26 protein-coding genes are annotated in these 26,277 nt (G+C 65.2%); 17 read left to right on the top strand and 9 right to left on the bottom strand.

Features of this window, described 5'->3' with window-relative positions:
- The 8 genes from QO033_RS05425 to coxB form a co-directional block, all read right to left on the bottom strand.
- Nucleotides 1-1,263, bottom strand: coding sequence for a M16 family metallopeptidase (locus QO033_RS05425; protein WP_284479926.1), 1,263 nt, complete (start codon nt 1,261-1,263; stop codon nt 1-3).
- Nucleotides 1,260-2,648 (bottom strand): threonine synthase, encoded by a 1,389-nt coding sequence (gene thrC / locus QO033_RS05430; RefSeq protein ID WP_284479927.1) that lies wholly within the window; start codon nt 2,646-2,648, stop codon nt 1,260-1,262. The genes QO033_RS05425 and thrC overlap by 4 nt, the downstream gene beginning before the upstream one ends.
- The gene (locus tag QO033_RS05435; RefSeq protein WP_284479928.1) at nt 2,645-3,325 is read right to left on the bottom strand and encodes an SURF1 family protein; all 681 of its coding nucleotides are present in this window, start codon (nt 3,323-3,325) and stop codon (nt 2,645-2,647) included. Before QO033_RS05435 ends, thrC begins: the two co-directional genes overlap by 4 nt.
- Before the next feature lie 95 nt (nt 3,326-3,420).
- The gene (locus QO033_RS05440) at nt 3,421-4,236 is read right to left on the bottom strand and encodes a cytochrome c oxidase subunit 3 (protein ID WP_284479929.1); all 816 of its coding nucleotides are present in this window, start codon (nt 4,234-4,236) and stop codon (nt 3,421-3,423) included.
- Between the two features lie 22 nt (nt 4,237-4,258).
- Nucleotides 4,259-4,837 carry a cytochrome c oxidase assembly protein gene (locus tag QO033_RS05445; RefSeq protein ID WP_284479930.1) on the bottom strand — a complete coding sequence of 193 codons (579 nt, stop codon included), beginning with the start codon at nt 4,835-4,837 and terminating at the stop codon, nt 4,259-4,261.
- 41 nt (nt 4,838-4,878) lie between these two features.
- Nucleotides 4,879-5,058 carry a hypothetical protein gene (locus tag QO033_RS05450; protein WP_284479931.1) on the bottom strand — a complete coding sequence of 60 codons (180 nt, stop codon included), beginning with the start codon at nt 5,056-5,058 and terminating at the stop codon, nt 4,879-4,881.
- A gap of 1 nt (nt 5,059) precedes the next feature.
- On the bottom strand, nt 5,060-6,001 hold the full coding sequence (gene cyoE / locus QO033_RS05455; protein ID WP_284479932.1) for a heme o synthase: 942 nt from the start codon (nt 5,999-6,001) through the stop codon (nt 5,060-5,062).
- A gap of 51 nt (nt 6,002-6,052) precedes the next feature.
- Nucleotides 6,053-6,946 (bottom strand): cytochrome c oxidase subunit II, encoded by an 894-nt coding sequence (gene coxB, locus QO033_RS05460; protein WP_284479933.1) that lies wholly within the window; start codon nt 6,944-6,946, stop codon nt 6,053-6,055.
- Between the two features lie 177 nt (nt 6,947-7,123).
- On the opposite strand from coxB, the gene tldD reads away from it, so the two are divergent.
- The 5 genes from tldD (at nt 7,124) to QO033_RS05485 (ending at nt 14,222) form a co-directional block, all read left to right on the top strand.
- A complete protein-coding gene (tldD, locus tag QO033_RS05465; protein WP_284479934.1) occupies nt 7,124-8,545 on the top strand; it encodes a metalloprotease TldD in 1,422 nt (473 codons plus the stop codon).
- Nucleotides 8,546-8,758: 213 nt separating this feature from the next.
- On the top strand, nt 8,759-9,916 hold the full coding sequence (dprA, locus tag QO033_RS05470; RefSeq protein ID WP_284479935.1) for a DNA-processing protein DprA: 1,158 nt from the start codon (nt 8,759-8,761) through the stop codon (nt 9,914-9,916).
- A 223-nt stretch (nt 9,917-10,139) separates the two neighbouring features.
- Nucleotides 10,140-12,728, top strand: a complete 2,589-nt coding sequence (topA, locus tag QO033_RS05475) for a type I DNA topoisomerase (RefSeq protein ID WP_284479936.1) — start codon at nt 10,140-10,142, stop codon at nt 12,726-12,728.
- Nucleotides 12,729-12,887: 159 nt separating this feature from the next.
- On the top strand, nt 12,888-13,592 hold the full coding sequence (locus QO033_RS05480) for a CoA transferase subunit A (RefSeq protein WP_284479937.1): 705 nt from the start codon (nt 12,888-12,890) through the stop codon (nt 13,590-13,592).
- A 3-nt stretch (nt 13,593-13,595) separates the two neighbouring features.
- Nucleotides 13,596-14,222 carry a 3-oxoacid CoA-transferase subunit B gene (locus QO033_RS05485; protein ID WP_284479938.1) on the top strand — a complete coding sequence of 209 codons (627 nt, stop codon included), beginning with the start codon at nt 13,596-13,598 and terminating at the stop codon, nt 14,220-14,222.
- Nucleotides 14,223-14,356: 134 nt separating this feature from the next.
- Here QO033_RS05485 and QO033_RS05490 read toward each other — a convergent pair whose 3' ends face one another.
- Nucleotides 14,357-15,205, bottom strand: a complete 849-nt coding sequence (locus QO033_RS05490; RefSeq protein ID WP_284479939.1) for a lytic transglycosylase domain-containing protein — start codon at nt 15,203-15,205, stop codon at nt 14,357-14,359.
- 364 nt (nt 15,206-15,569) lie between these two features.
- On the opposite strand from QO033_RS05490, the gene QO033_RS05495 reads away from it, so the two are divergent.
- The 12 genes from QO033_RS05495 (at nt 15,570) to QO033_RS05550 (ending at nt 26,230) form a co-directional block, all read left to right on the top strand.
- Nucleotides 15,570-15,752: a hypothetical protein gene (locus QO033_RS05495; protein WP_284479940.1), complete on the top strand. Its 183-nt coding sequence runs from the start codon at nt 15,570-15,572 to the stop codon at nt 15,750-15,752.
- A 104-nt stretch (nt 15,753-15,856) separates the two neighbouring features.
- Nucleotides 15,857-16,036 (top strand): hypothetical protein, encoded by a 180-nt coding sequence (locus QO033_RS05500; protein WP_284479941.1) that lies wholly within the window; start codon nt 15,857-15,859, stop codon nt 16,034-16,036.
- Between the two features lie 140 nt (nt 16,037-16,176).
- The gene (gene cpaB / locus QO033_RS05505) at nt 16,177-17,037 is read left to right on the top strand and encodes a Flp pilus assembly protein CpaB (protein WP_284480100.1); all 861 of its coding nucleotides are present in this window, start codon (nt 16,177-16,179) and stop codon (nt 17,035-17,037) included.
- A 219-nt stretch (nt 17,038-17,256) separates the two neighbouring features.
- Complete coding sequence (locus QO033_RS05510; protein WP_284479942.1) at nt 17,257-18,675, top strand: type II and III secretion system protein family protein; 1,419 nt, start codon at nt 17,257-17,259, stop codon at nt 18,673-18,675.
- 16 nt (nt 18,676-18,691) lie between these two features.
- On the top strand, nt 18,692-19,351 hold the full coding sequence (locus tag QO033_RS05515; RefSeq protein WP_284479943.1) for an OmpA family protein: 660 nt from the start codon (nt 18,692-18,694) through the stop codon (nt 19,349-19,351).
- Between the two features lie 204 nt (nt 19,352-19,555).
- Complete coding sequence (locus QO033_RS05520; RefSeq protein WP_284479944.1) at nt 19,556-20,791, top strand: AAA family ATPase; 1,236 nt, start codon at nt 19,556-19,558, stop codon at nt 20,789-20,791.
- A 23-nt stretch (nt 20,792-20,814) separates the two neighbouring features.
- Complete coding sequence (locus QO033_RS05525; RefSeq protein ID WP_284479945.1) at nt 20,815-22,299, top strand: CpaF family protein; 1,485 nt, start codon at nt 20,815-20,817, stop codon at nt 22,297-22,299.
- A complete protein-coding gene (locus tag QO033_RS05530; RefSeq protein WP_284479946.1) occupies nt 22,299-23,267 on the top strand; it encodes a type II secretion system F family protein in 969 nt (322 codons plus the stop codon). Before QO033_RS05525 ends, QO033_RS05530 begins: the two co-directional genes overlap by 1 nt.
- Before the next feature lie 7 nt (nt 23,268-23,274).
- Complete coding sequence (locus QO033_RS05535) at nt 23,275-24,255, top strand: type II secretion system F family protein (protein WP_284479947.1); 981 nt, start codon at nt 23,275-23,277, stop codon at nt 24,253-24,255.
- Nucleotides 24,256-24,259: 4 nt separating this feature from the next.
- Nucleotides 24,260-24,850 carry a tetratricopeptide repeat protein gene (locus QO033_RS05540; RefSeq protein WP_284479948.1) on the top strand — a complete coding sequence of 197 codons (591 nt, stop codon included), beginning with the start codon at nt 24,260-24,262 and terminating at the stop codon, nt 24,848-24,850.
- A 32-nt stretch (nt 24,851-24,882) separates the two neighbouring features.
- The gene (locus QO033_RS05545; RefSeq protein WP_284479949.1) at nt 24,883-25,731 is read left to right on the top strand and encodes a tetratricopeptide repeat protein; all 849 of its coding nucleotides are present in this window, start codon (nt 24,883-24,885) and stop codon (nt 25,729-25,731) included.
- A gap of 4 nt (nt 25,732-25,735) precedes the next feature.
- The gene (locus tag QO033_RS05550; protein ID WP_284479950.1) at nt 25,736-26,230 is read left to right on the top strand and encodes a prepilin peptidase; all 495 of its coding nucleotides are present in this window, start codon (nt 25,736-25,738) and stop codon (nt 26,228-26,230) included.
- Nucleotides 26,231-26,277 lie beyond the last annotated feature (47 nt).

The following is a 26,277-nucleotide window of genomic DNA, read 5'->3' on the forward strand; positions in this document are numbered from 1 at the left end:
TCAGGCGGCGCGCCGCTGCTGCAGCTGATCCAGGCTCGGCGCCGCGTCGATCGGACCGTAAAGCGCCATGGCGACGGGCGCCCGCGCCGCCATGTCTTCGGCGAAATCGCGCACCGCGGCGGTGGTCACCGCATCGATCCGGGCGACGGTATCCTCCAGCGGCGGCACCCGGTCCCAGATCTGCACCAGCCGCGCCAGGCGCTCGGCCCGGTTCGACGGGCTTTCCAGCCCCATCAGCATGCCCGCCTTCATCTGCGCCCGCGCCCGGGCGATCTCCGCCTCGCTCATGTCCTCGGCGGCGCGCTTCATCTCGTCGATGGTGATCTCGGCCAGCTCGCCGATCTGTCCGGCCGAGGTGCCCGCATAGATCGTGGTGCTGCCGGTATCGGCATAGGCGCCGGCCTGGGCGAAGATGGTATAGCACAGCCCGCGCAGCTCGCGGATTTCCTGAAACAGCCGCGAGGACATGCCGCCACCCAAGGCGCTGGAATAGATCTGCGCGGTATAGATGGCATCGTCGCGATAGCCCGGGCTTTCCAGGGCCAGCGCGAAATGCGCCTGCTCCAGAGGTTTTGCCTTGCGGTATTCACCGCCGGTGAAGCGCGCCGGTTCCACCGGGCTGGCCGGTCCCGGTTCGAGATGCCCGAAGAGCGTCTCGGCCAGTTTCACCAGCGCGTCGTGATCGACCGCGCCCGCCGCCGACAGGATCATCTGCCCGGGACGATAATGTTCGGTCACAAAGCTGGCCAGATCGGCGCGGGAAAAGGCGCTGACCCGCTCGCTCGGGCCCAGAATGGTGCGGCCCAGCGGTTGATCGCGATAGCTGGCCTCCTGCAGCCAGTCGAAGATCACGTCGTCCGGCGTGTCATAGGCCTGGCCGATCTCCTGCAGGATGACACCGCGCTCAACTTCGATCTCCTTCGGGTCGAACACCGGGTTCAGCACGATATCGGCGATCACATCCAGCGCCAGCGGCACGTCGGCCTCCAGCACCCGGGCGTAATAGGCCGTCACCTCGCGCGAGGTATAGGCGTTGATATAGCCGCCCACGTCCTCGATGGTTTCGGCGATCTCGAGCGCGCTGCGGGTCCTGGTTCCCTTGAACGCCATATGTTCGAGGAAATGCGCGATCCCGTTCTGCTCGATCCGCTCGTGCCGCCCGCCGGCGGTGACCCAGATGCCGATGGCCGCCGACTGCAGCCCCGGCATCCGTTCGCTGACGATCCGGAACCCGTTGGCCAATTGGTCCTGCTGAACGCTCACCTTGCGATATGTCCTTTGATGTGATCCTCGATGGCGGCCAGATCGTTGGCGATCCGCGTCACCCGTTCCGACCTGTCATACAGATCCGCCATGCGCGGGGGAAGAGGCGGACGAATGCCGCTGGCCTTCTCGACCGCGTCGGGGAATTTCGCCGGATGCGCGGTGGCCAGCGTGATCATCGGGGTGCCAGCCACCCGGGTCTCTTCCGCCACTTTCACGCCGACGGCGGAATGCGGGCAGAGCAGCTCACCGCTCGACGCCAGCGTCGCCTGGATGGTGGCCAGCGTCTCCTCTTCCGACACCCGGCCGGAGGAGAAGGTCTCATTCAGCGCCTGCAGCGCCCCTTGGCTGACGGTGAAGCCGCCCGATTTCAGCTCCTCCATCAGCTGGGCGACGGCCCCGCTGTCGCGGTCATAAGCGTAATAGAGCGCGCGTTCGAAGTTCGAGCTGACCTGGATGTCCATCGACGGGCTGATCGAGGGGATCGTCTCGCCCTTGAAATAGCCTTGCCCCGACAGGCAGCGGTGCAGAATGTCGTTCTGGTTGGTTGCCACCACCAGCCGGTCGATCGGCAGCCCCATCTGCTTGGCGATGAAGCCCGCGAAGATATCGCCGAAATTGCCGGTGGGGACAGTGAAGCTGACCTTGCGGTGCGGTGCTCCCAGCGCCACGGCGGAGGTGAAGTAATAGACCACCTGCGCCAGTACCCGCGCCCAGTTGATCGAGTTCACACCCGCCAGCTTGACGCCGTCGCGGAAGTCGAAATCGTTGAACATATCCTTCAGCCGCGCCTGGCAATCGTCGAAATCGCCCTCCAGCGCCAGCGCGTGGACATTGGCATCGGCCGGCGTGGTCATCTGCCGGCGCTGCACCTCGCTGACCCGGCCATGCGGGAAGAGGATGAAGACATCGACGTTCTCCAGCCCGCGGAACGCCTCGATCGCGGCCGACCCGGTATCGCCCGAGGTGGCGCCGACGATGGTCACCCGCTCGCCGCGCCGCTTCAGCGCGACCTCGAACAGCTGGCCGATCAGTTGCATGGCGAAATCCTTGAAGGCCAGCGTCGGGCCGTGGAACAGCTCCAGCAGGAAATGGCCCGGGGCCAGTTCGACCAGCGGCGCACGGGCGGCATGGCCGAAGCCGGCATAGGCCCTGGCGATGATCTCGCGGAATTCGCCGTCGGTGAAACTGTCACCGATGAAGGGGCGCATCACCCGGAAGGCGACCTCCTCATAGCTCTGCCCCTCGAAGGCGGCGATCTCCTCGGGGGTCAGCGTCGGGATGGTGTCGGGCAGGTAGAGGCCGCCGTCGCGGGCCAGCCCGGTCAGCATCGCCTCCTCAAAGGACAGCACGGGCGCCTGCCCGCGGGTCGAGACATATTTCATTCTTTGCTACTCCGCGATCGGGCGCGCGTGCGCCACAGAAAGTAAAGGGTCATCACCGCCCAGATCAGCGCCAAACCATACCAGGTCACCGCGTATTGCAAGTGATCGTTGGGGATGCCGACGGTATCGACCGGCAGCGGCAGCACGCCGGGATCGGTTTCCGACCGGGCGATCAGCAGGACCGGTTCGGTCCTCAGCGCGGCGGCCATGCGCGGCACGTCGCGAGCGAACCAGATATTGGCGGCCGTATCGGGCTCCGGGGTGAAGCTGTCGACCTCGTCGGGCCAGTGCAGATTGCCGGTCACCGTCATCGCACCGATGCCACGGGCGGCCGATTTGTCGACGGTGGGGATGAAGCCGCGGTCGATCATGATCCGGCGGCCGGTCTCGGTGACGAAGGGGGCGATCAGCCGGTAGCCGGCGCCGAGGTCCTTGGTCGAGATCAGCACGTCGAGCTCTCCGGGCTCCATCGTGCCGGCGACGGTCACCGGCAGATAACGGTCAGCCTCCGGGTCAGGGGTGGCGGGCAGCGGCTCCGGCGCCGCGGCGATCCGCGTCTCGATCTCGGCCAGCACCGCCTCTTTCCAGGCCAGACGCCGCACCTGCCAGTTTCCCAGCGCCACGAGGATCGCGGTGCCGGCAATGCCGAAGATCAGCAGAAACAGGAGGCGGCGCATGAAAGGCTCCGGTGCGACGACAAACGCGCAGGGAAAGACCCTGCGCGCGTCGCTTTACCTAGGGTGGGGGCGGGGGTGCAACCGCAAACCCGCGATCAGGACAGGCCCGAGGTGCCCCAGATGTAGACGGCGAAGAACAGGAACAGCCAGACCACATCGACGAAGTGCCAGTACCAGGCCGCCGCTTCGAAGCCGACATGCTGTTCGGGGGTGAAGTCGCCCTTCATCGCCCGGATCAGGCAGACCAGCAGGAACAGCGTGCCGATGATGACGTGGAACCCGTGGAAGCCGGTGGCCATGAAGAAGTTGGAATAGAACTGGTCACCGCCGAATTCCCAGCCGTCGTGGGTGAGCAGGATGAAATATTCATAGCCCTGCAGCCCGGTGAAGGCGACGCCCAGCACGATGGCGATGGCCAGCCCCTGGATCAGCCCCTTGCGGTCGTTGCCATGCACCAGCGCATGGTGCGCCCAGGTCACCGCGCAGCCCGACAGCAGCAGCACCACCGTGTTGATCAGCGGCAGATGGAACGGATCGACCGCGTGGATATGCGGCGCCACATATTCGGTGCCGAAATAATCCTGCATCGGATAGATGGCGTGTTTGAAGAAGGACCAGAACCAGGCGAAGAAGAACATCACCTCGGACATGATGAAGAGGATGAAGCCATAGCGCAGGCCGATCCGCACCACCGGGGTGTGATCGCCGACACGGGCCTCTGCCACCACTTCGGACCACCAGCCGTACATCACATAGAGCACGACGACGAGCCCGGCCCAGAACAGGAAGGCGGTGACGCCGTGCATCCACAGCACCGCCCCGAACAGCATGGCAAAGCCGCCAACCGCGGCCAGAAGCGGCCAGGGCGATGGGTTGATGATATGGTAGTCGTGGTTTTTCGCGTGTGCCATGAACTCTCCCTCACCTTGTTCCTTAATTCAGGTTGGTGTCTCTGTCCTGATCGAGGGCGGCATACCCCTCGGGCAGGTCGATTTCGTAAAATGTATAGGACAGCGTGATCGTGTGAACGAATTTCGCTTCCGGATCGTCGACGATGGCGGGGTCGACGTAAAAGGTCACCGGCATCTCGACCCGCTCGCCCGGCTGCAAGATCTGCTCGGTGAAACAGAAACAGGCGATCTTGTCGAAATAGCTGCCGGCCGAATAGGGCGCGACGTTATACGAGGCCTGGCCGGCGATCGGACGGTCGGTCGGGTTATAGGCCTCGTAGAAGGCCAGCCCGGTTTCGCCGATCCTAAGCGTCACCTCCTGCTGCAGCGGCTTGAAGCTCCAGGGCATGCCACGCTCTTTCGAGGCGTCGAAGCGGATCTTGATCTCGCGGTCCAGGATCACGTCCGACCCGGCGGTCGCCACATTGGTCTCGCCGCCATAGCCGGTGACCCGGCAGAACCAGTTGTAGGCCGGCACCGCCGCCCAGGCGAGCGCTCCCATGACCAGCACCACGCCCACCAGCTGTAGCACCGTGCGCTTGACCGCGGATTGTTCCGACATGTCTGCCTTCCTCCCTTCGTTCGGCTCCTCCCCCCGTTGCATCAGCCTCCCGATCCTCCCTGAGAGGCAGACGATGCGCCGGGGCGCTCGAAATCGCCGCGCTGCACCTTGGCCACCGTCAGCCCGAAGACGATGGCGACGAAGGCGGCCAGCACCAGCCCGACCCCCAGATTGCGGCCGAAGCGGCGGCGGTGCAGTTCATGGGTGGGGCGCAGGCTCATCTCACCACCCCCCGAGCCCGTAGGACTTCAACACCGCCTCGGCGAGAATCGCGCCGAAATGGAGGAAGAGGTAGAGCAGCGACAGTTTGAAAAAACCGCGCTCGATCTTGAAGTTATCGGCCTCGCTGGCGGCCTCGTCCCGGCCGCGGATGCGCCAGGCACCGCGCAGGAACAAGAGGTTCAGCACCGCCGAGACGGTCAGATAGACCGGGCCACCGATGCCGGAGAAGGCCGCGCCCAGCGAGAACACCGCCAGCAGAACGGTATAGACCAGGATATGGGTGCGGGTGGCACGGCGGCCGTGGGTCACCGTCAGCATCGGCACGCCGGCATCGTCGTAATCCGAGCGCATGAACAGCGCCAGCGCCCAGAAATGCGGCGGCGTCCACAGGAAGGTCAGCGCGAACATCAGCCAGGGTTCGACCGACATCGATCCGGTCGCGGCGATCCAGCCGATCACCGGCGGGAAGGCACCGGCGGCGCCGCCGATGACGATGTTCTGCGGCGTCGAGCGCTTCAGCCACATGGTGTAGATCACCACGTAGAAGAAGATGGTGAAGGCCAGGAAGGCGCCGGCAAAGATATTGGTCGCCAGCGCCAGCATGATGACCGACAGGCCCGACAGGGCCAGCCCCAGGTGCAGCGCCTCGCCACGATCGACCCGGCCGGCGGGGATCGGCCGGCCCCTGGTGCGTTTCATCACCTGGTCGATATCGGCGTCCCACCACATGTTCAGCGCGCCGGAGGCGCCGCCGCCAACCGCGATGAAGAGAATCGCGCAGAAGCCCACGATGGGATGGACAGGAGCTGGTGCGGCCAGAAGCCCCACCAGCGCGGTGAACACCACCAGCGACATCACCCGCGGCTTCAGCAGGGCGAAATAATCGCCGAATCCTGCCTCGGTCTCCCGCGGGGTGCTGGCGTTGATGCTCGCATCGGTCATTTACGTACGTACTCCGGAACGGGCGGGTCGGGGACCCGCCGCAACCCTTTCTCAGTTCGAGGCGACGCGGTAGCTGGTCGTCTCCGCCGACGGGGTGCCGGCATATTCCTCGATCGCGCCCTCGAGCCATTTGTCATAGGCGTCCTGGCTCACGACCTTGACGGTGATCGGCATATAGGCGTGGTCCTTGCCGCAGAGCTCGGAACACTGGCCGAAATAGATCCCCTCCTTCTCCGGCTTGAACCAGAGCTGGGCCAGACGGCCGGGGACCGCATCCTGTTTCACACCAAAGGCCGGAACAGTCCATGAGTGGATCACGTCGGCGCCGGTCACATTCATGACAATGGTCTTGCCCACCGGCACCACCACGGCGTTGTCGGTCGCCAGCAGGAATTCGTCGCGGCTGTAGCCGGCCTCGACCAGCGCGGCCTCGACATCCGGGGTCAGCACATAGTTGCCGCCAGTCGCGGGCTGGCCGATCATGTAGCTGTCGAAGGCGAAGCCCGCATCGACATATTCATAACCCCAGTACCACTGGTAGCCGGTCACCTTGATGGTGATGTCGGCCTCCGGGATCTCCTGCTGCTTGAACAGAACCGGCAGCGAAAACGCCCCGATGAAGACCAGAATCACGATCGGCACGACGGTCCAGGCGACCTCGACCGGGGTGTTATGGGTGAATTTGGCCGGCGTCGGATTGGACCGGCGGTTATAGCGCACGATCACCCAGGCGATCAGCCCCACCACAAAGACGGTGATGGCGGTGATGATCACCAGAATCATGTGATCCAGGGATTGCAGGTCCCTGGCCAGTTCGGTCGCGGCGGGCTGAAAGCCCATTTTACCATCGACAGGCTTGCCCACGATCTCAAGCTGTTCCTGCGCCAGTGCAGGCAGGCCGCTGAGGGCCGCGAATACCCCCGAAAGAATCAAAGCAATCTTCATCTGTTGTCCCGATCGGTCGATCCCGTCCTCTCTCCCGAAATCAACAGGCACCGACGGGATCGGCGGGCACCCGTTGTCATTGACGAAGCTAAAAACCATATTCTTCACAGCGAATAAAGCAGAATGCTCGCGGCAAAGCGACACTTTTTGATTTGGATCAAATAACAAGGCCACCCCATGCCCTCAGAGACCTACCGCCCATTCGAATCAGCCCTGCCCGAGGACGAGGCGCTGGCGATCGTGAAATCGGCCACCGACGGGGCCGATGACGGCGAGCTTTTCGTCGAAAAGCGCAAGTCCGAGGCGCTGATGTTCGACGACGGGCGGCTGAAGACAGCCAGTTACGACGCGTCCGAAGGCTTCGGGCTGCGTGCCGTGCATGGCGATGTTGCCGGCTATGCCCATTCCACCGAGGTTTCGATTCCCGCCCTGCGCCGCGCGGCAGAGACGGCGCGGCTGGCGGTCGGCGCCGGTGGCGGCACCATGGCGCCGCCGCCGCAGCCGACCAACCGCCACCTTTATACCGACGACGATCCGATCGGCGGCGTCTCCTTCCCGGTGAAGATCGAGACCCTGCGCGAGATCGACGCCTTCGCCCGCGATCTCGACCCCAGGGTGGTACAGGTCTCGGCGACGCTGGCCGCCTCATTGCAGGAGGTGGCGATTCTGCGCCCTGACGGCGTGCAGGTACGCGACACCCGGCCGATGACCCGGGTCAATGTCTCGGTCATCGTGGAACAGAACGGCCGGCGCGAAAGCGGCACCGCCGGCGGCGGCGGTCGGGTCGGGCTGGACGGGCTGATCGCCCCGCAGGACTGGCAGGCCAAAGCGCGCGAGGCGCTGCGAATCGCTCTGGTCAATCTGGAGGCTGTGCCCGCCCCCGCCGGGGTTATGGAAGTGGCGCTGGGGCCGGGCTGGCCCGGGATCCTGCTGCACGAGGCCATCGGTCACGGGCTGGAGGGGGACTTCAACCGCAAGGGCAGCTCTGCCTTCGCCGGGCTGATGGGCAAACAGGTCGCCGCCCGCGGCGTCACAGTTCTGGACGACGGCACCATCCCGGACCGGCGCGGCTCGATCACCGTCGATGACGAGGGCACGCCGTCGCGCCGCAACGTGCTGATCGAGGACGGCATCCTGGTCGGCTACATGCAGGACCGGCAGAACGCCCGGCTGATGGGGGTGGAACCCACCGGCAATGGCCGGCGCGAAAGCTACGCCCATGCGCCGATGCCGCGGATGACCAACACCTACATGCTGGGCGGCGAGGCCGATCCCGCCGATATCGTCGCCGAGATCAAGGACGGCATCTGGGCGGTCGGCTTCGGCGGCGGCCAGGTCGACATCACCAACGGCAAGTTCGTGTTCTCCTGCACCGAGGCCTATCGCGTCGTAAACGGCAAGGTCGGCGCCCCGGTGAAGGGCGCCACGCTGATCGGCGATGGCCCGACCTCGCTCCAGCATATCCGTGCGCTCGGCAATGACATGGCGCTGGACCCGGGTCTGGGCAATTGCGGCAAGGACGGCCAGTGGGTGCCCGTCGGTGTCGGCCAACCCACCGTGCTGATGGACCGGCTGACCGTGGGCGGCTCCGCCGCCTGAGCCGGTCCCGCGGGCGGCCCCCAGCGCCGCCCGGTTGCCCCTGATTCTCCGGCCCCTGTCCCCTCCCCGCCTCTGCCAGGAGGGCTGCGGCGCGCGGCCCGGGGTAAAATGTGTCAAAATCTGGGCAAAATCCGCCACATTTCCGCCATGATTCATCTGTCGTTAAGACTCTTCTCCCTAGGGTTGAATTGCAAGCAGGCGGAGGGAGAACGGATGGCCGGCACGCAGCACGCTTCCATTTACCCACACCCACCCACCTCGGAAGCCGACCGGATTGCCCGCCTTCGCCTGCTTCGCTCCCGTCGTGTCGGGATTTCCACCTATCACCGGCTAATGATCGAATACGGCAGCGCCGCAGAGGCGCTGCGCGCCCTGCCCGGAATCGCGCAGGAGGCCGGGCTGGCCGACTATGAAACCTGCCCCGAGGCGCTGATCGCCGCCGAGCTGCGCGCCGGGCGCGCCACCGGCGCCCGGCTGATCGCGCTCGGCGATCCGGACTACCCCGCCACCCTGGCCGAGATCGCCGATGCACCGCCGCTGATCTGGACGCAGGGCGAACGCGCGCTGCTGCAGCGGCCCGCCATCGCCCTGGTCGGCGCCCGCAATGCCTCCTCCCTCGGGACCCGGATGGCGCGGGCGCTGGCGCGGCAGCTGGGGGAGGCCGGGCTGGTGGTGATCTCCGGGCTGGCGCGCGGGGTCGATGCCTCCGCCCATCTGGCGGCACTGGAGACCGGCACCGTCGCGGTCCTGGCCGGCGGTCTCGACGTGATCTACCCGGCGGAGAATGCCGGGCTCGCTGCCGATATCGCCCGCCGCGGCCTGCTGATCTCGGAACAGCCGATGGGCATGGCGCCGCAGTCGCGGCATTTTCCGCGCCGCAACCGGATCATCTCCGGTCTCGCCCGCGCCGTGGTGGTGGTGGAGGCCGCCGCCCGCTCCGGCAGCCTGATCACCGCCCGCGACGCGCTGGATCAGGGGCGCGAGGTGCTGGCAGTGCCGGGCCACCCGTTCGACGCCCGTGCCGCCGGTTGCAACATGCTGATCCGGGACGGCGCGGCCCTGGTGCGCAATGCCGAAGATATCCTCGCCGCCCTGCCCCAATGCTCCGCCCCCGCGGCGATGGCGGAGGCGCCCGCCGCCGCGCCCGATGCCCCCGGTGGGCTGGAGCCACCGATGGCCCGCAGCCTGCGAGACACCGCGGCGCTGCACCGGCAGATCCTCGACCGGCTCGGCCCCGCGCCGGTGGCGGAGGACCAGCTGATCCGCGATCTGAACGCCGCCCCCAGCCGGATCGGCCCGGCGCTGGTCGACCTGGAACTGGAGGGGCGGATCCAGCGGCAGGCCGGCGGGCTTCTGGCGCGGCTGCGCTGATCCCCCATGCCATCGGGCGCCAGCGCTGGCCTCACCCGGCGGAATTCGAGTATTTTTGCAGAGAAGAAACGGCAGCGCGCTCGCCCTGCCCACCGCCGGCGAGGCCCCTCGAGAGCGGTGCCTTTCCGCGCCGAAACGGCGCGCATTGACAATTGGCCCTTGCACACCACATCTTGCCCGCCCATAGAAGGCGCTGTTTCTGCCGCAAGAGGTTGTCCGCTAAATGCCCGTAGTTGTTGTCGAATCCCCTGCCAAAGCAAAAACGATCAACAAATACCTGGGCTCTGATTACACCGTTCTGGCCTCTTACGGCCATGTTCGCGACCTGCCGCCGAAGGATGGATCGGTCGATCCTGAGCATGATTTCGACATGACCTGGGAAATTTCCCCGGACAGCAAGAAACACGTCAAGGCCATCGCTGACGCGCTGAAAGACGACAACGCGCTGATCCTCGCCACCGACCCCGATCGCGAGGGCGAAGCGATTTCCTGGCACCTGCAGCAGGCGCTGACCAAGCGGCGGTCGATCCGGAAGGATACCGACGTCAAGCGGGTCACCTTCAACGCCATCACCAAGGATGCGGTGAGCGAGGCGATGAAACATCCCCGCGATGTCGACCAGGACCTGGTCGAGGCCTATCTGGCGCGCCGGGCCCTGGATTATCTGGTGGGCTTCAACCTGTCGCCGGTTCTGTGGCGCAAGTTGCCCGGCGCCAAATCGGCCGGCCGGGTGCAATCGGTCTGCCTGCGCCTCATCGTCGAGCGGGAAATGGAGATCGAAGCCTTCCGCCCGCGCGAATACTGGTCGGTCAAGGTGCAGCTGGTCACCCCCCGCGGTCAGGAATTCGAGGCGCGGCTGACGGTTCTGGCGGGCAAGAAGCTCGACAAATACGATATTGAGAACGAGACTCAGGCCGAGCTCGCGGTGCAGGCCATCGCCAGCCGCGACCTGAGCGTCGCCAGCGTCGAGGCGAAGCCGGCCAACCGCAACCCCTCGCCGCCCTTCATGACCTCGACCCTGCAGCAGGAGGCCAGCCGCAAGTTCGGAATGGGCGCCCGCCAGACGATGAGCGCGGCGCAACGACTCTACGAGGCCGGGCACATCACCTATATGCGGACCGATGGCATCGACATGGCACCCGAGGCGGTGACCGCCGCCCGCGCCGCCATCGGCGACCGTTATGGCGCCGACTACGTGCCGGGCTCTCCCCGCATCTACAAGAACAAGGCGAAGAATGCGCAGGAAGCGCATGAATGTATCCGCCCCACCGACATGACGCTGGATGTCGACGGCCTGAAGGTCGCCGATCAGGATCAGCGCCGGCTCTACGATCTGATCTGGAAACGCACCCTGGCCAGCCAGATGGAATCGGCCCGGCTGGAGCGGACCACGGTCGAGATCGCCAGCCCCGACGGTCAGATCGGCCTGCGGGCGACCGGCCAGGTGGTGCTGTTCGACGGCTTCCTGCGGGTCTACGAAGAGGGGCGCGACGACGTCACCGACGAGGACGACAAGCGGCTGCCGCAGATCATGCAGGGTGAGCCGACCGACAAGCGCCAGATCAGCCCGGAGCAGCATTTCACCCAGCCGCCGCCGCGCTATACCGAGGCGACGCTGGTCAAGCGGATGGAAGAGCTGGGCATCGGCCGCCCCTCCACCTATGCCTCGATCGTCACCACGATCCAGGACCGCGGCTATGTCCGCAAGGACAAGAACCGGCTGATCCCGGAGGACAAGGGGCGGCTGGTGATCGCCTTCCTGCAGAATTACTTCCGCAAATACGTCGGCTACGATTTCACCGCCCAGCTTGAGGACGAGCTCGATCACGTCTCCGCCGGGGAGGCCGATTACAAGGACGTGCTGGCCCGGTTCTGGCGCGATTTCTCCGCTGCGATCGCCGAGACCTCGGAACTGCGCATCACCGATGTGCTGGAAAAGATCAACGAGGTGCTGGAGCCGCATCTGTTCCCGCCGAAAGAAGACGGCAGCGATCCGCGGCTGTGCCCGAATTGCGGCAAGGGCCGGCTGTCGATGCGCACCGCCCGCTCCGGCGGGGCGTTCATCGGCTGTTCGAACTACCCCGAATGCCGCTATACCCGCCCCTTCGGCCCGCCGGGGATGGAAGATACCTCCGGCTCCGGCATCCCGCCGGAAGGCAAGCTGCTGGGCGAGGACGCCGGCGACAAGATCTATGCCTTCAAGGGCCGCTTCGGGCCCTACGTCCAGCGGGGCGAGGCGACGGAAGAGAACAAGAAACCGCCGCGCCAATCGATCCCCAAGGGCTGGACGCCCGAGGAGGTGACGCTGGACCAGGCCGTCAAACTGCTCAGCCTGCCGCGGCTGATCGGCAACCACCCCGACGACGGGGTGCCGATCTGGTCCAATATCGGCCGCTACGGACCCTATCTGAAACATGCCGACACCATCTCCAACCGTGGTGGCACCAACGCGACGCTGGAGGATGTGGAGGATGTCTTCACCATCGGTATGAACCGGGCGGTCGAAGTGCTCGCCGCCAAGCCCAAGCGCGGCCAGGCTGCCGCCGCCGCGCCGCTGCGCGAACTGGGCGAGCATCCCGATGGCGGGCCGGTCAACGTGATGAAGGGCAAATACGGGCCCTACGTCAAATGGGGCAAGATCAACGCCACTCTGCCCGACACCATCGAGGTCGATGCCGTAACACTGGAACAGGCGCTGGAGCTGATCTCCGAGAAGGCGGCCAAATCCGGCGGCGCCCGCAAGAAGGCGGCGCCGAAGAAGAAGCCCGCCGCCAAGACGACCAAGACCACCAAGACCAAGAAAACCGGCTGAGGCGCGCCCGCCCTCTCAGCCGCCGCCGTCAGAGTGCCGCAACGGCAGCCAGGGTGCCCACCCCGGGTGCCGGAGCGCTGCCGCGCCGCGGCATTCGTTTGACAAAGCCCCGGCCAGTCGTCACAAGTCTCTCGGAATTTCTTTCTTTGGGAGGCCCTTATGAAAAAGGTTTTCGACAGTGCGGCAGAGGCGCTCGACGGCGTTCTGTTCGACGGGATGCTGATCGCTGCGGGCGGCTTCGGCCTCTGCGGTATCCCCGAGCTGCTGATCAACGCGATCCGCGACGCCGGGACCAAGGACCTGACCGTCGCCTCCAACAACGCGGGTGTGGACGGTTTCGGTCTGGGGATCTTGCTGGAATCCAAACAGGTCCGCAAGATGATGGCCTCCTACGTCGGCGAAAACGCCGAATTCATGCGCCAGTATCTCTCCGGCGAGCTGGAGCTGGAATTCAACCCGCAGGGCACTCTGGCCGAACGGATGCGCGCCGGGGGCGCCGGCATTCCGGGCTTCTACACCAAGACCGGCGTCGGCACGGTGATCGCCGAGGGCAAGGAAGTGAAGACCTTCAACGGTCAGGACTACATCCTCGAAGAGGGGATCTTCGCCGACCTGGCCATCGTCAAGGCCTGGAAAGCCGATACCACCGGCAACGCGATCTTCCGCAAGACCGCCCGCAACTTCAACCCGCCGGCTGCGATGTGCGGCAAGATCTGCATCATGGAAGTGGAGGAGATCGTCCAGCCGGGCGAGCTTGATCCGGATCACATCCACCTGCCGGGTATCTATGTGCACCGCCTGATCCAGGGTGAGCACGAGAAGCGGATCGAACAGCGCACCGTGCGCAAGAAAGAGGAGGCCTGATCAATGCCCTGGGATCGGAATCAAATGGCGGCCCGCGCCGCGCAGGAACTCGAAGACGGCATGTATGTGAACCTCGGCATCGGCATTCCGACGCTGGTGTCGAACTACATCCCCGAGGGCATGACCGTGACGCTGCAGTCCGAGAACGGCATGCTGGGCATGGGCCCCTTCCCCATCGAGGGGGAAGAGGACGCCGACCTGATCAACGCCGGCAAGCAGACCATCACCGAACTGCCGCATTCGGCCTATTTCGACAGCGCCACCTCCTTCGGAATGATCCGCGGCGGCAAGATCGCCATGGCGATCCTCGGTGCCATGGAAGTCAGCGAAAAGGGCGATCTGGCCAACTGGATGATCCCCGGCAAGCTGGTTAAGGGCATGGGCGGCGCCATGGATCTGGTCGCCGGCGTCGGCCGCGTCGTGGTGGTGATGGATCACACCAACAAGCACGGCGAATCCAAGGTGCTGAAAGACTGCACCCTGCCGCTGACCGGCAAGGGCGTGGTCGACCGGATCATCACCAACCTCGGCGTGCTGGACGTGACCCACAAGGGTCTGCATATCGTCGAGCTGGCCGATGGCGTCAGCCATGACGAAATGGTCGCCGCCACCGAGGCGACTCTGGTCTGACCGCCGCGCCCGGCCCCCGGGCCGGGACGCCTTCGGCGCGAGAGTATTTGGGCAGAGAAGAAGCGCGCGGCCTGCCCTCTTCTTCTCTGTTTCAAATACTCATATCGCGCCCGCTGCCGCCGGCGCGGCGCTTATCAGTTCATCGCAGCGAAGACGCAGCCGTCCGAGATCAGCTCCGGCGGTGTCAGACAGAGCCCGCGGGCGACCTGAAACGCCGCCAGCACCTTCGGCACGTAATCGCGGGTCTCTGCGAAGGGCGGCACACCGGCATAATCGCGCACCGATCCTTCGCCGGCGTTGTAGCCGGCCAGCACCAGGATCGGATCGTTGCCGAATTTCTTCATCAGCCAGTCGAGGTATTTCACCCCGCCCTGGATGTTCTGCCCCGGCTCCAGACTGTCGCTGACGCCGAACCGCGTGGCGGTATCGGGCATCAGCTGCATCAGCCCCCGGGCGCCGGCGCCGCTGACCGCATCGGCCCGGCCGCCCGATTCGACCGAGATCACCGCCAGCACCAGCGCCGGGGACACATTGGTGCCCACCGTCGCGCGCAGGATCTGGATGCCGCGTGCCCGGGCGATATCCTGCAGTGCCTGCAGCCGTGGCGCCGCCACCGCGCCGGTGCTGCTGAGCGCCTGCAGCGCCCCCTCCAGGCGCCCCGGACCCGAGCCGGAGATCTCTGGCGAGACATGGTCCCAGAACCAGCTGTAGCGACCGGGCGCGGCGCCCGGTGACGGCGGCAAGGCCGCGATGCGGGTGTCCCCCTGTTCCGGGGCTGGCTTCGCCAGCGGTTTCGGCCCGTCGCCGGGCTGGATCTGCACGGTGATTCGCTTCTTGGTGCCCGGTGCCGGCGGCTTGACCCGCTTGGCCTGGAAATCCGCATAGGGCGCCGGCGCCTCGGCACCGGCCAAGCCGGCCGCACCGATCAGCGCGACCACGGCCAGCCCTCCGGCCAGCCGGCGTGTGGTGACACGAAGACTCATCTGCCCGCCTCGTTGTCCGTTCATGCCTGTTCGTGTTTTTCGGCAGTTTCCGTCAAATCCGGCCCCGGCGCCACGATTTCCACCGCAAATCTGGCATTTTTGCCCAATTTGACGCGCCGGCGCATCGGCGACCGGCCTCTCTCACACCGGCGTGAGGTGAAAGTTTCACGGCAAAACAAAGCCTTGAGTGGGAATCGATAAAATCCTGCCTAGAGTTCTGAAAAATCCGCCTTTTGGCCCAATTCCTGCCACGACCCGCTGGCTATATGTCCCCATACCGCGACGGACGAGGCCCATGAGAGCAGGTTCGATCGGACGGCGGGGTACGTAGAAACACTGCTATGATCCTATGGAGGGACTACCCATGATGAAGCTCATTCAGAAATTCCGCCGCAGCGAAGCTGGTGCCGTGACCGTCGACTGGGTCGTGCTGACCGCCGCTGTGGTCGCCCTGGCCGGCGCCGCCTATACCGCCATCCGCGACGGTGCCGTGAACCTCAGCGAAACCACCGGCACCTTCATCGAAGAAGCGGTTCCGGAAGAATAATTCGGCTAACGCCTACGACCGTATGACCTTGGGGCCGTGTTCTGTTTCCGGGACGCGGCCTCACGTTTGAGACGGGCTGGGTTTCCCGGCTTCAGGAGAACGCTATGAGCAAGCTGTTTAAGTCTTTCGCAAAACGCGAAACCGGGGCCGTCACTGTCGATTGGGTCGTTCTCACCGCCGCGATCGTCGGGCTTTGCGGCGTCGTCTTCGCGGCGCTCTACGATGCCACCGGCGGCCTGGGAACGAGCGTCGGCGAATACCTGAACGAAAAGACCATCGAGTGACCCGGCCCTGGCCGGCGCGGACGCCCGGCGCCCCGGATCACCCCGTTTCGGTCATATTCTAAACCCATTCTTCGCGCAGAATATGATCCGGAACGATTGAGGCGCCCGTCAGTGGCGCGGCAAAACGTGAGAGGTTCATGATGCGTGCAGTCTTCGGTCTTGTGCTGGTTGTCGGCGTGGCGCTCGCGGGCGGCGCGGTGATGATGGCGAGAAATTATATTGCGGAATATCAGCAGGCGCTGGCGCGCGAACGGTCGAACCGCGATGCGGTGGTGCCGCTGGCGGATGTCTATGTCGCCACCCATGCGCTGCGCTATGGCGAACCTCTGACCAAGAAGGACGTGCGCAAGGTACGCTGGCCCAAATCCGCCATTCCCGAGGGCGCCTTCACCGATTTGACCGCCCTGGTGCCCGCGGAGGCCGAGCGCGTCCGCGTGGTGCTGCGCGCGATGGAGAAGGACGAGGCGATCCTGGCCGTCAAGGTCACCAAGCCGGGCGAAGACGCCGGCCTGACCTCGCAACTGGCCCGCGGGATGCGCGCCTTCGCGATCCGGGTCGATGTCGCTTCCGGCGTATCGGGCTTCCTGCGGCCCGGTGACCGGGTCGATGTCTACTGGACCGGCAGCCTGCGCGATGCGGTCGAAGGTGGCCGGGGCGACGTGACCCGGCTGATCGAAAGCGGTGTACAGTTGATCGCCGTCGACCAGACCGCCAGCGACGATGTCAACAGCGTGTCGATCGCGCGCACCGTCACCGTGGCCGCCCGCCCCGAACAGGTCGCCGCCCTGGCCCAGGCCCAGAGCACCGGCCGGTTGTCCCTGGCCCTGGTCGGCGTCGATGACGATGCGCCGCTGTCCGCCCCGATCGAGGTCGATCAGAGGGCGCTGCTGGGGCTGGCCGATGTGACCGAGCCCGAGGTGAAGAAAACCCCCGAGGTCTGCACCATCCGCACCCGCCGCGGTTCGGAAGTGGTCGAAATCCCGATCCCCTGCACCAACTGAGCCGGGCCGGCACGGGTGCCAGGGCCCCGCCCCGGTCGGCCACCGCCGCCCACAACTGCGCCGCCCGCCTTTCGGGCGGCGCCGCTGCGTTGTGGCTTATCCACATCAGAAACCCTGCAGAAATCTTTGATTATTGAAAAAAAACGCCCTATGCCGCAAAGTAACGCGAAAATCGGGCAGCAGACCCGGGAGCGGGGCGTGATCGGAGAGGCAGGTCACATGGCGAAATTTCATTGGATGCGGGCCGCTTTGATCGGGCTGACACTGGGCCTTTGCGCTCCGGTGATCGCCTTGGCGCAGAACGGCGATGTGCTGCGGGTGGTCAAGAAGGGGACGGCCTCGACGCTGGATGTCCCCATGAACCGCGCCGTCGTGGTCGAAAGCGATGTGCCCTTCGCCGAGCTCAGCATCGCCAATCCCAGCATCGCGGATATCTCATCGCTCTCCGACCGGACCATCTATGTGCTTGGCAAATCGCCGGGGATGACCACGCTGACGCTGCTCGACGCCTCCGGGCGGCTGATCACCAATGTCGAAGTCAAGGTCGCCGCCGATGTGACCGAGTTCAAGGAGCGGCTGCGCCAGATCCTGCCCGGCGAGAAGATCGAGGTGCGCACCGCCAATGACGGCATCGTGTTGTCCGGCACGGTCACCAGCGCGCAGAAACTGCAACGGGCGCTGGATCTGGCCGAACGCTATGCCCCGGACCGCGTGTCCAACCTGATGGCCGTCGGCGGTGTACAGCAGGTCATGCTGAAGGTCCGCTTCGCCGAGATGCAGCGCAGCGTGTCGAAATCGCTGAGCTCGTCGCTGGGGATTTCCGGCGGCAACAGCGTCGGCGTGGTCGGCGGCACCGGCACACTGAGCAACTCCACCTCCCTGACCAATTCGCTGGCGGGCAACATCCCCACCACCAACGACAATGTCGGGGCGGTGGTCTTCGGCTTCAACGCCGGCGCCTTCCAGGTCAACCTGCTGCTTGAGGCGCTGGAGCAGAAGGGCGTGGTGCGCACCCTGGCCGAACCCAACCTCTCCGCCCTGTCGGGGCAGGAGGCGAAATTCCTCGCCGGCGGCGAATACCCGATCCCCGTCGCCCAGGCCGATGGTGTCTATACCGTCGAATACAAGCCCTTCGGCATCGAGCTGGCCTTTACCCCGCGGGTCGTCGACGAAGATCTGATCAACCTGGAACTCAGCGCGGCGGTCTCCGCCATCGACACCTCGAACAGCGTCACCATCGACGGGTTCAGCATCGATGCCTTCTCGCGGCGCGAAACCTCCACCACGATCGAGATGCGCGATGGTGAGAGCTTTGCCATTGCCGGGCTGATCGAGGATCAGTTCGTCGACAATGCCTCGCAGCTGCCCTGGCTCGGCGACGTGCCGGTGCTGGGCGCGCTGTTCCGCAGCGCCGATTACAAGCGCAGCCAGACCGAGCTGGTGATCATCGTCACCGCGCATCTGGTCACCCCCACCCGGGGCGAGGCGCTGGCATTGCCCACCGACCGGGTGAAACCGCCGACCGAAAGCGATCTGTTCCTGTTCGGCCGCACCGGCGCCACCAAGCGGCTGCCGAAAGCCGCCAGCGAGGTCGCCAAGCAGGATTTCAGCGGCTCCTACGGCTATGTGATGGACTGAACGAAGGATGGCCCGCATGCGTAAGCTGATCGCAGGATTGGGAACCGCCCTGGCGGTGGCAGGATGCGGCCCCAGCGGCGGACCGGTGCCCAACAGCTTTCTGCGCGAGGCCGGCGCCCAGGTGGACGGCGGCGCCTTCGGCAATGCCACGATGAACAACACCCTGGTGATGAATGGCGAGCGCGACTATCTGGTCAGCCTGGCCAACCGCTTCGCCCAGGAGGTGCCGACCACCCTCACCTTCGCCTTCGACAGCGCCGAACTGGATGCCACCGCCCGCGCGGTTCTCGATCGCCAGGCCGACTGGATCCGGCAATTCCCCGAAGTCCGCTTCCGCGTCTACGGCCATACCGACGCAGTCGGCTCCGCTGCCTATAACCGCCGGCTGGGCCAGCGCCGCGCCAATGCGGTGGTCGCCTACCTCAGCGCCCGCGGCATCGGCCGCAACCGGCTGGAGGCGGTGGTCTCCTATGGCGAAACCCAGCCGCTGATCGTCACCCAGGGCCGCGAGCGACGCAACCGCAGGACGGTGACCGAGGTCTCCGGTTTCCTCAAGCGCAACCCCACGATCATGGACGGCAAATACGCCCAGGTCGTCTATCGCGAATATGTTGAAAGTGCGACCAGCCTGTCCGGATTGTCGACCAATCAACTTGCGCTTGAAAGCCAACAATAAAGCTCGCCAAGGCTTATCGTAGACGGGTTCCCTACAATTGGGGTTTTTTGGCCCCAATCTCGCCCAGATTGTCCCTGAGATTACCCCCAATGGAAGACGTGTGACGATCTGAGTCGCACGCGGGATCCGACAGGGGAGCCCGGAGGCGGCGACACCGACCTCCCAGGGGCAACAGGCCGGATCTTCGAACAGAGGATGATGGCAATGAGCAGCGCAATGCCGCAACGGGACCTGGCTCCGATCGTCGCATGCACGATCAGCCGGGACGTGCAGAACTTCGATCTGCTGATCGAGGACATGGAAGCCGCTCTGGGCGAGGCCTGGGGCGATCTCGGCTTTGCCGAGGCGCTGGCCTTCTTCAACCAACCCGAAGCCGAAGCGCTGGAATTCGTCGCCCTGGCGATTGACCGCGAGGATGAGGACAACTTGGTCCTGCTGGGAGAGATCATCAGCCAGGCCAAGGCCCGCGACATCGATGTGATCCTGATCGCCGAAGACGTGACCCCGGCCTCGCTGCATCAGCTGCTGCGCAAGGGCGCCGATGAATTCGTCCCCTACCCGCTGCCTGAAAACGAACTGCAGGCCGCCATCGATCGGATCGCCGCCCAGAAACAGGAACCGCCGCATCCGGCGCAGGGCAACAGCAATCTCAGCACCGGCTCTGCCAAGGAAGGCGCGGTGATCGTCGTCCACGGTCTGGCCGGCGGCACCGGCTCCACCACCCTGGCGGTGAACCTCGCCTGGGAGCTGGCCAATATCGGCAAGGAAGCCCCCGGCGTCTGCCTGATCGACCTGGATCTGCAATACGGATCGGTCGCCACCTACCTGGATCTGCCGCGGCGCGAGATCATCTTCGACCTGATTTCCGAAACCAGCAGCATGGACGACGAAATGTTCGGCCAGGCGCTGCTGCATTTCGAGGACAAGCTGCATGTGCTGACGGCGCCGGCCGACATGGTGCCGCTCGACCTGATCTCGTCCGAGGATGTCCAGCGCATCATCGATATCGCCCGCAAGCATTTCGACTACGTCGTGATCGACATGCCCAAGACGCTGATCCAGTGGTCGGAAACCGCGCTGCAGGCGGCGCATGTCTATTTCGCGATGATCGAGCTCGACATGCGCTCGGCCCAGAACGCGCTGCGGCTGAAGCGGGCGCTGCAGTCCGAGGATCTGCCGTTCGACAAGATCCGCTTCGCCCTGAACCGGGCGCCGAAATTCACCGATCTCTCCGGCAAGAGCCGCGTCAAGCGCATGGCCGAAAGCCTGGATATCTCGATCGACCTGCAACTGCCCGACGGCGGCAAGCCGGTGACCCAGGCCTGCGACCACGGGCTGCCGATGTCGTCGTCCTGCGGCAAGAATCCGCTGCGGCGCGAGATCGCCAAGCTGGCGCAATCGCTGAATGCCATCGGGCAGGATGAGGCCGAGGCAGCCTGACGGCACAAGAGGGCAACCAGACGATGTTTTCGAAGTTCAAGAAGGCCGGTGAAACCAGCGCCAAGCCGCGCCCCGTCGCCACCGCCACCGCGGCGAAACCCGCCCCGAAGACCGCGAAGCCGGCCCCGAAGGAGCCGGCGGCAGCCGCCCCCGCTCCGGTCAGCCGGCTGCGCAAGCCGATGCCGCAGTCGCCGGCACAGGCGGCACCGCAGGACCGCGAACGCAAACGCAAGGAACGGCTGGGCGAGATCAAGCTGCAGCTGCACCGCGCCCTGCTGGACAACCTGAACCTCGCCGCGCTGGAACACGCCACCGAGAGCGATCTGCGCAACGAGATCAGCGTGATCACCAGCGAAATCCTGCAAGAGCAGAGCATCGTGCTGAACCGCGAGGATCGCCAGACCCTCAACAAGGAACTCTATGACGAGGTCACCGGTCTCGGGCCGCTGGAAACGCTGCTCAGGGACGACACCGTCAGCGATATCCTGGTCAACGGGCCACATCAGATCTTCATCGAACGCGATGGCAAGCTGCAGCTGAGCGACGTCACCTTCAAGGACGAACGCCACCTGCTCAGGATCATCGACAAGATCGTCTCGGCGGTGGGACGGCGGGTGGATGAATCCACCCCCTATGTCGACGCCCGCCTGGCCGACGGCTCGCGCTTCAACGCCATGGTGCCGCCGGTCGCGGTGGATGGCTCCCTGGTGTCGATCCGGAAGTTCAAGAAAGACAAGCTCAGCATCGACGAGCTGGTGAATTTCGGCGCCTTCACCGAAGAGATGGCCGCCTATCTGCAGGCCGCCGTCGCCACCCGGCTGAACATCATCGTCTCCGGCGGGACCGGCTCCGGTAAGACCACCACGCTCAACGCGTTGTCCAGCTTCATCGACAATTCCGAACGCATCCTGACCATCGAGGACACTGCGGAACTTCAGCTGCAGCAGACCCACGTGGGCCGGATGGAGAGCCGCCCGCCCAACGTCGAGGGCAAGGGCGAGGTCACCGCGCGCGACTGTCTGAAAAACGCGCTCCGGATGCGGCCCGACCGGATCATCGTCGGCGAGACCCGCGGCGAGGAGGTCATCGACATGCTGCAGGCGATGAACACCGGCCACGACGGTTCGATGACCACGATCCACGCCAACTCCGCCCGCGACGCGGTCAGCCGCCTGGAAAACATGGTGGCCATGGCCGGCATCGAAATGCCGATCAAGGCGTTGCGCAGCCAGATCGCCAGCGCGGTTCATCTGATCGTCCAGGCCTCGCGTCTGCAGGATGGGTCGCGCCGCATGGTCTCGATCACCGAGGTGACCGGGATGGAGGGCGATGTGATCTCGATGCAGGAAATCTTCCGCTACCAGCGGGTCGGGCTGACGCCGGATAACAAGATCATCGGCCATTTCACCGCCACCGGTGTGCGCAGCCATTATTCCGAGCGCTTCCGCATGTGGGGCTATGACCTGCCCGCCTCGATCTACGATCCCACCACGATGGAGACACGCTGATGCAATTCGGAATCGAAGCCGTCATCTATGTGCTGATCTTCGGCGGCGTCCTGGCGCTGGTCGAGGGGATCTATCTGGTGTCCTTCGGCCGCTCCATCAGCCTGAACAGCCGGCTCAACCGCCGGATGCAGATGCTGGAGAAGGGCGCGCCGCGCGAACAGGTTCTGGAACAGCTCCGCAAGGAGATGCACCAGCACATGAAATCCAAGTCGATCCCGCTCTATTCGCTTCTCGCCGACAAGGCGCAGAAGGCGGCGATCGCCTTCACCCCGCGCCAGCTGATCATGATCATGGCCGGCCTGGCGATGGTCGCCTATGCGTTGCTGGCGGTGGGCACCAATACCGGTCCGGCGATCCGGCTGATCGCCTCGGTCGCCATCGGCGTCGGCGGCGTCTATGTCTGGATCAACCACAAGGCCAAGAAACGCATGGGGCTGATCGAGGAGCAGCTGCCCGACGCCATCGAACTGATGGTGCGGTCGCTGCGTGTCGGCCACCCGTTCTCCTCCGCCATCCAGATCGTCGCCAAGGAGGTGGACGATCCGCTGGCCACCGAATTCGGCATCATCGCCGACGAGGCCGCCTATGGCCGCGACGTGAGCGAGGCGCTCAAGGACATGGCCGAACGGCTCGACATGCAGGACTTGCGCTTTCTTGCCGTGGCGGTGGCGATCCAGCAGCAATCGGGCGGCAACCTGGCCGAGGTGCTGGCCGGCCTGGCCAAGGTGATCCGCGCCCGGTTCCGCCTGTTCCGACGGGTCAAGGCGATCACCGCCGAGGCGCAGTGGTCGGGCAAGTTCCTCTCCGCCTTCCCGCTGGTCTGCCTGATGTTCATCCTGGTCAAGAGCCCGAACTATTACGACGACGTCATCGACCACCCGCTGTTCATCCCGGCCTGTTTCGTGGTCGGCACCCTGCTGGGCGCCAATCTGATCGTCATGCGGGCGCTGACCAACATCAAAGTGTGAGGCCGCCATGGGCTTTCTGAACGACATAAACAGCTTTCTGACTCGGGAACTGGGCGAATTCGGGCCCCTGATCGTGGTCGGCGTACTGGGTCTGTTCATGATCCTGCTGACCCTGCCGATGTTGCTGAACCAGCCCGAGGATCCGCTGAAGAAGCTGAAGCGCGACACCACCGCCGCCAAGCCCAAATCGAAGAAGGAACAGCTGCGCCAGCGCAGCCACAACGAGAAGCTGGAACGCTTCGCCACTTTCCTCGAGCCGCAGAACGCCGATGAGCTCTCGGCGATGCAGCTGAAGATGCGCCAGGCCGGCTATCAGTCGAAAGACGCGGTGCGGTTCTTCCACTTCGCGCAGTTCGCGCTGGGGATCCTCGGGCTGCTCCTGGGTTTTCTCTATGTGCTGACCCGTGAGGGCGGCCACGACGCGATGTCCAGCCAACAGCTGATCATGTATGTGCTCGGCCCCGGCGCGGTGGGCTATCTGCTGCCGAAATACTGGATCACCCGCCGCATTGCCGAGCGCAAGGACGAGATCACCGCCGGGTTCCCGGACTCACTCGACATGATGCTGGTCTGCGTCGAGGCCGGCCAGTCGCTGGATCAGTCCATCGTCCGGGTCGCCAAGGAGCTGCAGGCCTCCTATCCCGCGCTCGCCTCGGAATTCGAGATCGTTGCCTATGAGATGAAGGCCGGCAAGGACAAGGACAAGGTCCTGCGTGACATGGGAACCCGCTGCGGTGTGCCGGATGTGTCCTCCTTCGTCACCGTGATGATCCAGTCGGCCACCTTTGGCACCTCGATCGCCGAGGCGCTCAGGGTCTATGCCGGCGAGATGCGGGACAAGCGGGTGATGCGCGCCGAAGAAGCGGCAAACAAGTTGCCAACCAAAATGACCCTTGCCACAATGATGCTGACGGTGCCGCCGCTGCTGATCATTCTGGTCGGTCCTTCGGTCAAGGGCATCATGGAATTGGGCAACATAGGCCACTGACACGATGCCATCGCCGTACAGGCCCGCGCCCGCCGCACCGCGACGGGCGCTTGCGCTTCTCGCCCTTGCGGCGTTGCTCTCCGGCTGCGGGCCGGACCGGATCACCCCGCTCAAGGACAGCCCCTTCGCCCCCGGCATCGACCACCGCCACAGCGGCGCCGATCATATCGAGACCGCGCACCGGCTGATGAACGCCGGCGAATACGAGCTGGCGATGGATGCCTTCGCCCGCGCCGCGCTCGCCGACGGCATGAGCACCGAGATCCTCACCGGGCTCGGCACCGCGAACCTGGGCCTCGGGCGGCTGGGCCAGGCCGAGGAGATGCTGCGCCGGGCGGTCAAGCAGGCGCCGGACTGGCCCGAGGCCTGGAACAATCTGGGCGTCGTGCTGATGGAACGCGGCAAGACCGCCGAGGCGCAGCAGATATTCCAGCGCGCCTATGCGCTCGACAATGGCGAAAGCGACGCAATCCGGGACAATCTGCGCTTAGCCCTCGCAAAAACGGAAAAACCTGCTAATAATGGGCAACAAAACCAAGGCTATAAATTGGTGCGGCGGGGCAGCAGCGAATTTCTGATCCGCACGACACCCTGATCGAGGCGAGAGCAGTATAAGGACGCAGCAACATGCGCCACCCCCTTGTGATTCCGGCCTGCCTGATTGCGGGTCTGGCGCTGGCAGGATGCGCCGAAAAAGGCGACGAGACCGTCGAACGCGCCTTTCGCGACGTGAACGTGATCGACGAAACCAATCTGAACGAGGTGATGCTGACGGTCGCCGATCCGAACGAGGCAGTCGATTACTTTGCCCGGTCGACCAAATCGACCCCCGACCGGATTGATCTGCAACGCGGCCTGGCGCAGTCGCTGGTACGCGCCAAGCGCAATACCGAGGCCGCCGCCGTCTGGGGCAAGGTCGTCGGGATGCCCGGCGCGACCGAGGACGACTCGGTCGATTATGCCGATGCGCTGATCCGCAGCGGCGATTGGGATCGGGCGAAAAAGACCCTCGACAGCGTGCCGCCAACGCATGAGAGCTTCAAACGCTACCGGCTGGAGGCGATGGTCGCCGATGCCAATCACGAATGGAAGCGCGCCGACAGCTTCTATGAGATCGCGGTGGGGCTGACCACGACACCGGCGGGCGTGCTGAACAACTGGGGCTTTTCCAAGTTGACCCGCGGCGATTACCCGGGAGCGGAGCGGCTGTTCGGCGATGCGATCCGACGAGATCCGACGCTGTTCACCGCCAAGAACAACCTGGTGCTGGCCCGTGGTGCCCAGCACAATTACAGCCTGCCGGTCATCCCGATGGATCAGACCGAACGCGCCCAGCTGCTGCATACGATGGCGCTGTCGGCGGTGAAACAGGGCGATGTGAACACCGGCAAGGCGCTGCTGCGCGAGGCGATCGACACCCACCCGCAACATTTCGAAGAAGCCGTCCGGTCGCTGCGGGCGCTGGAAACCAGCTGAGCCGATGGCCCTGACCACCTCAGCGGCGCTCTGGTTTCTGCCCTTTGTGCTGCCGCTCTGCTTCTACGTCTGCTTCACCGATCTGCGCGAAATGCGGATCACCAATCAGGCGGTTCTGGCACTGGCGGCGGTCTTCGTCGTGGTCGGGCTGATCGCACTGCCGCTGCCGGTCTACGGCCTGCGGCTGCTGCAGCTGGTCGGCGTGCTGGTGGTGGGCTTCCTGCTGACCGCCGCCGGGACCATGGGGGCCGGCGACGCGAAATTCGCCGCCGCCGCCGCACCCTTTGTGGCGCCGGGCGACCTGCGGCTGCTGCTGGCGCTGTTTGCCGCCAATCTGCTGGCCGCCTTCGCCGCCCACCGGATCGCGAAGCACAGCCCGCTGCGGCGCATCGCGCCCGAGTGGAAAAGCTGGAACACCGGGCGGCAGTTCCCGATGGGGCTGGCCCTGGGCACAACTTTGGCACTTTATCTGATCCTGGCGCTGTTCTTCGGCGCCTGAGCCAACCTGCCGCCTGTTTGCCCCTGTCCTGCCACATTGCCACGACA

Source organism: Pseudodonghicola flavimaris, from assembly GCF_030164425.1.
Classification (GTDB): Bacteria; Pseudomonadota; Alphaproteobacteria; order Rhodobacterales; family Rhodobacteraceae; genus Pseudodonghicola; species Pseudodonghicola flavimaris.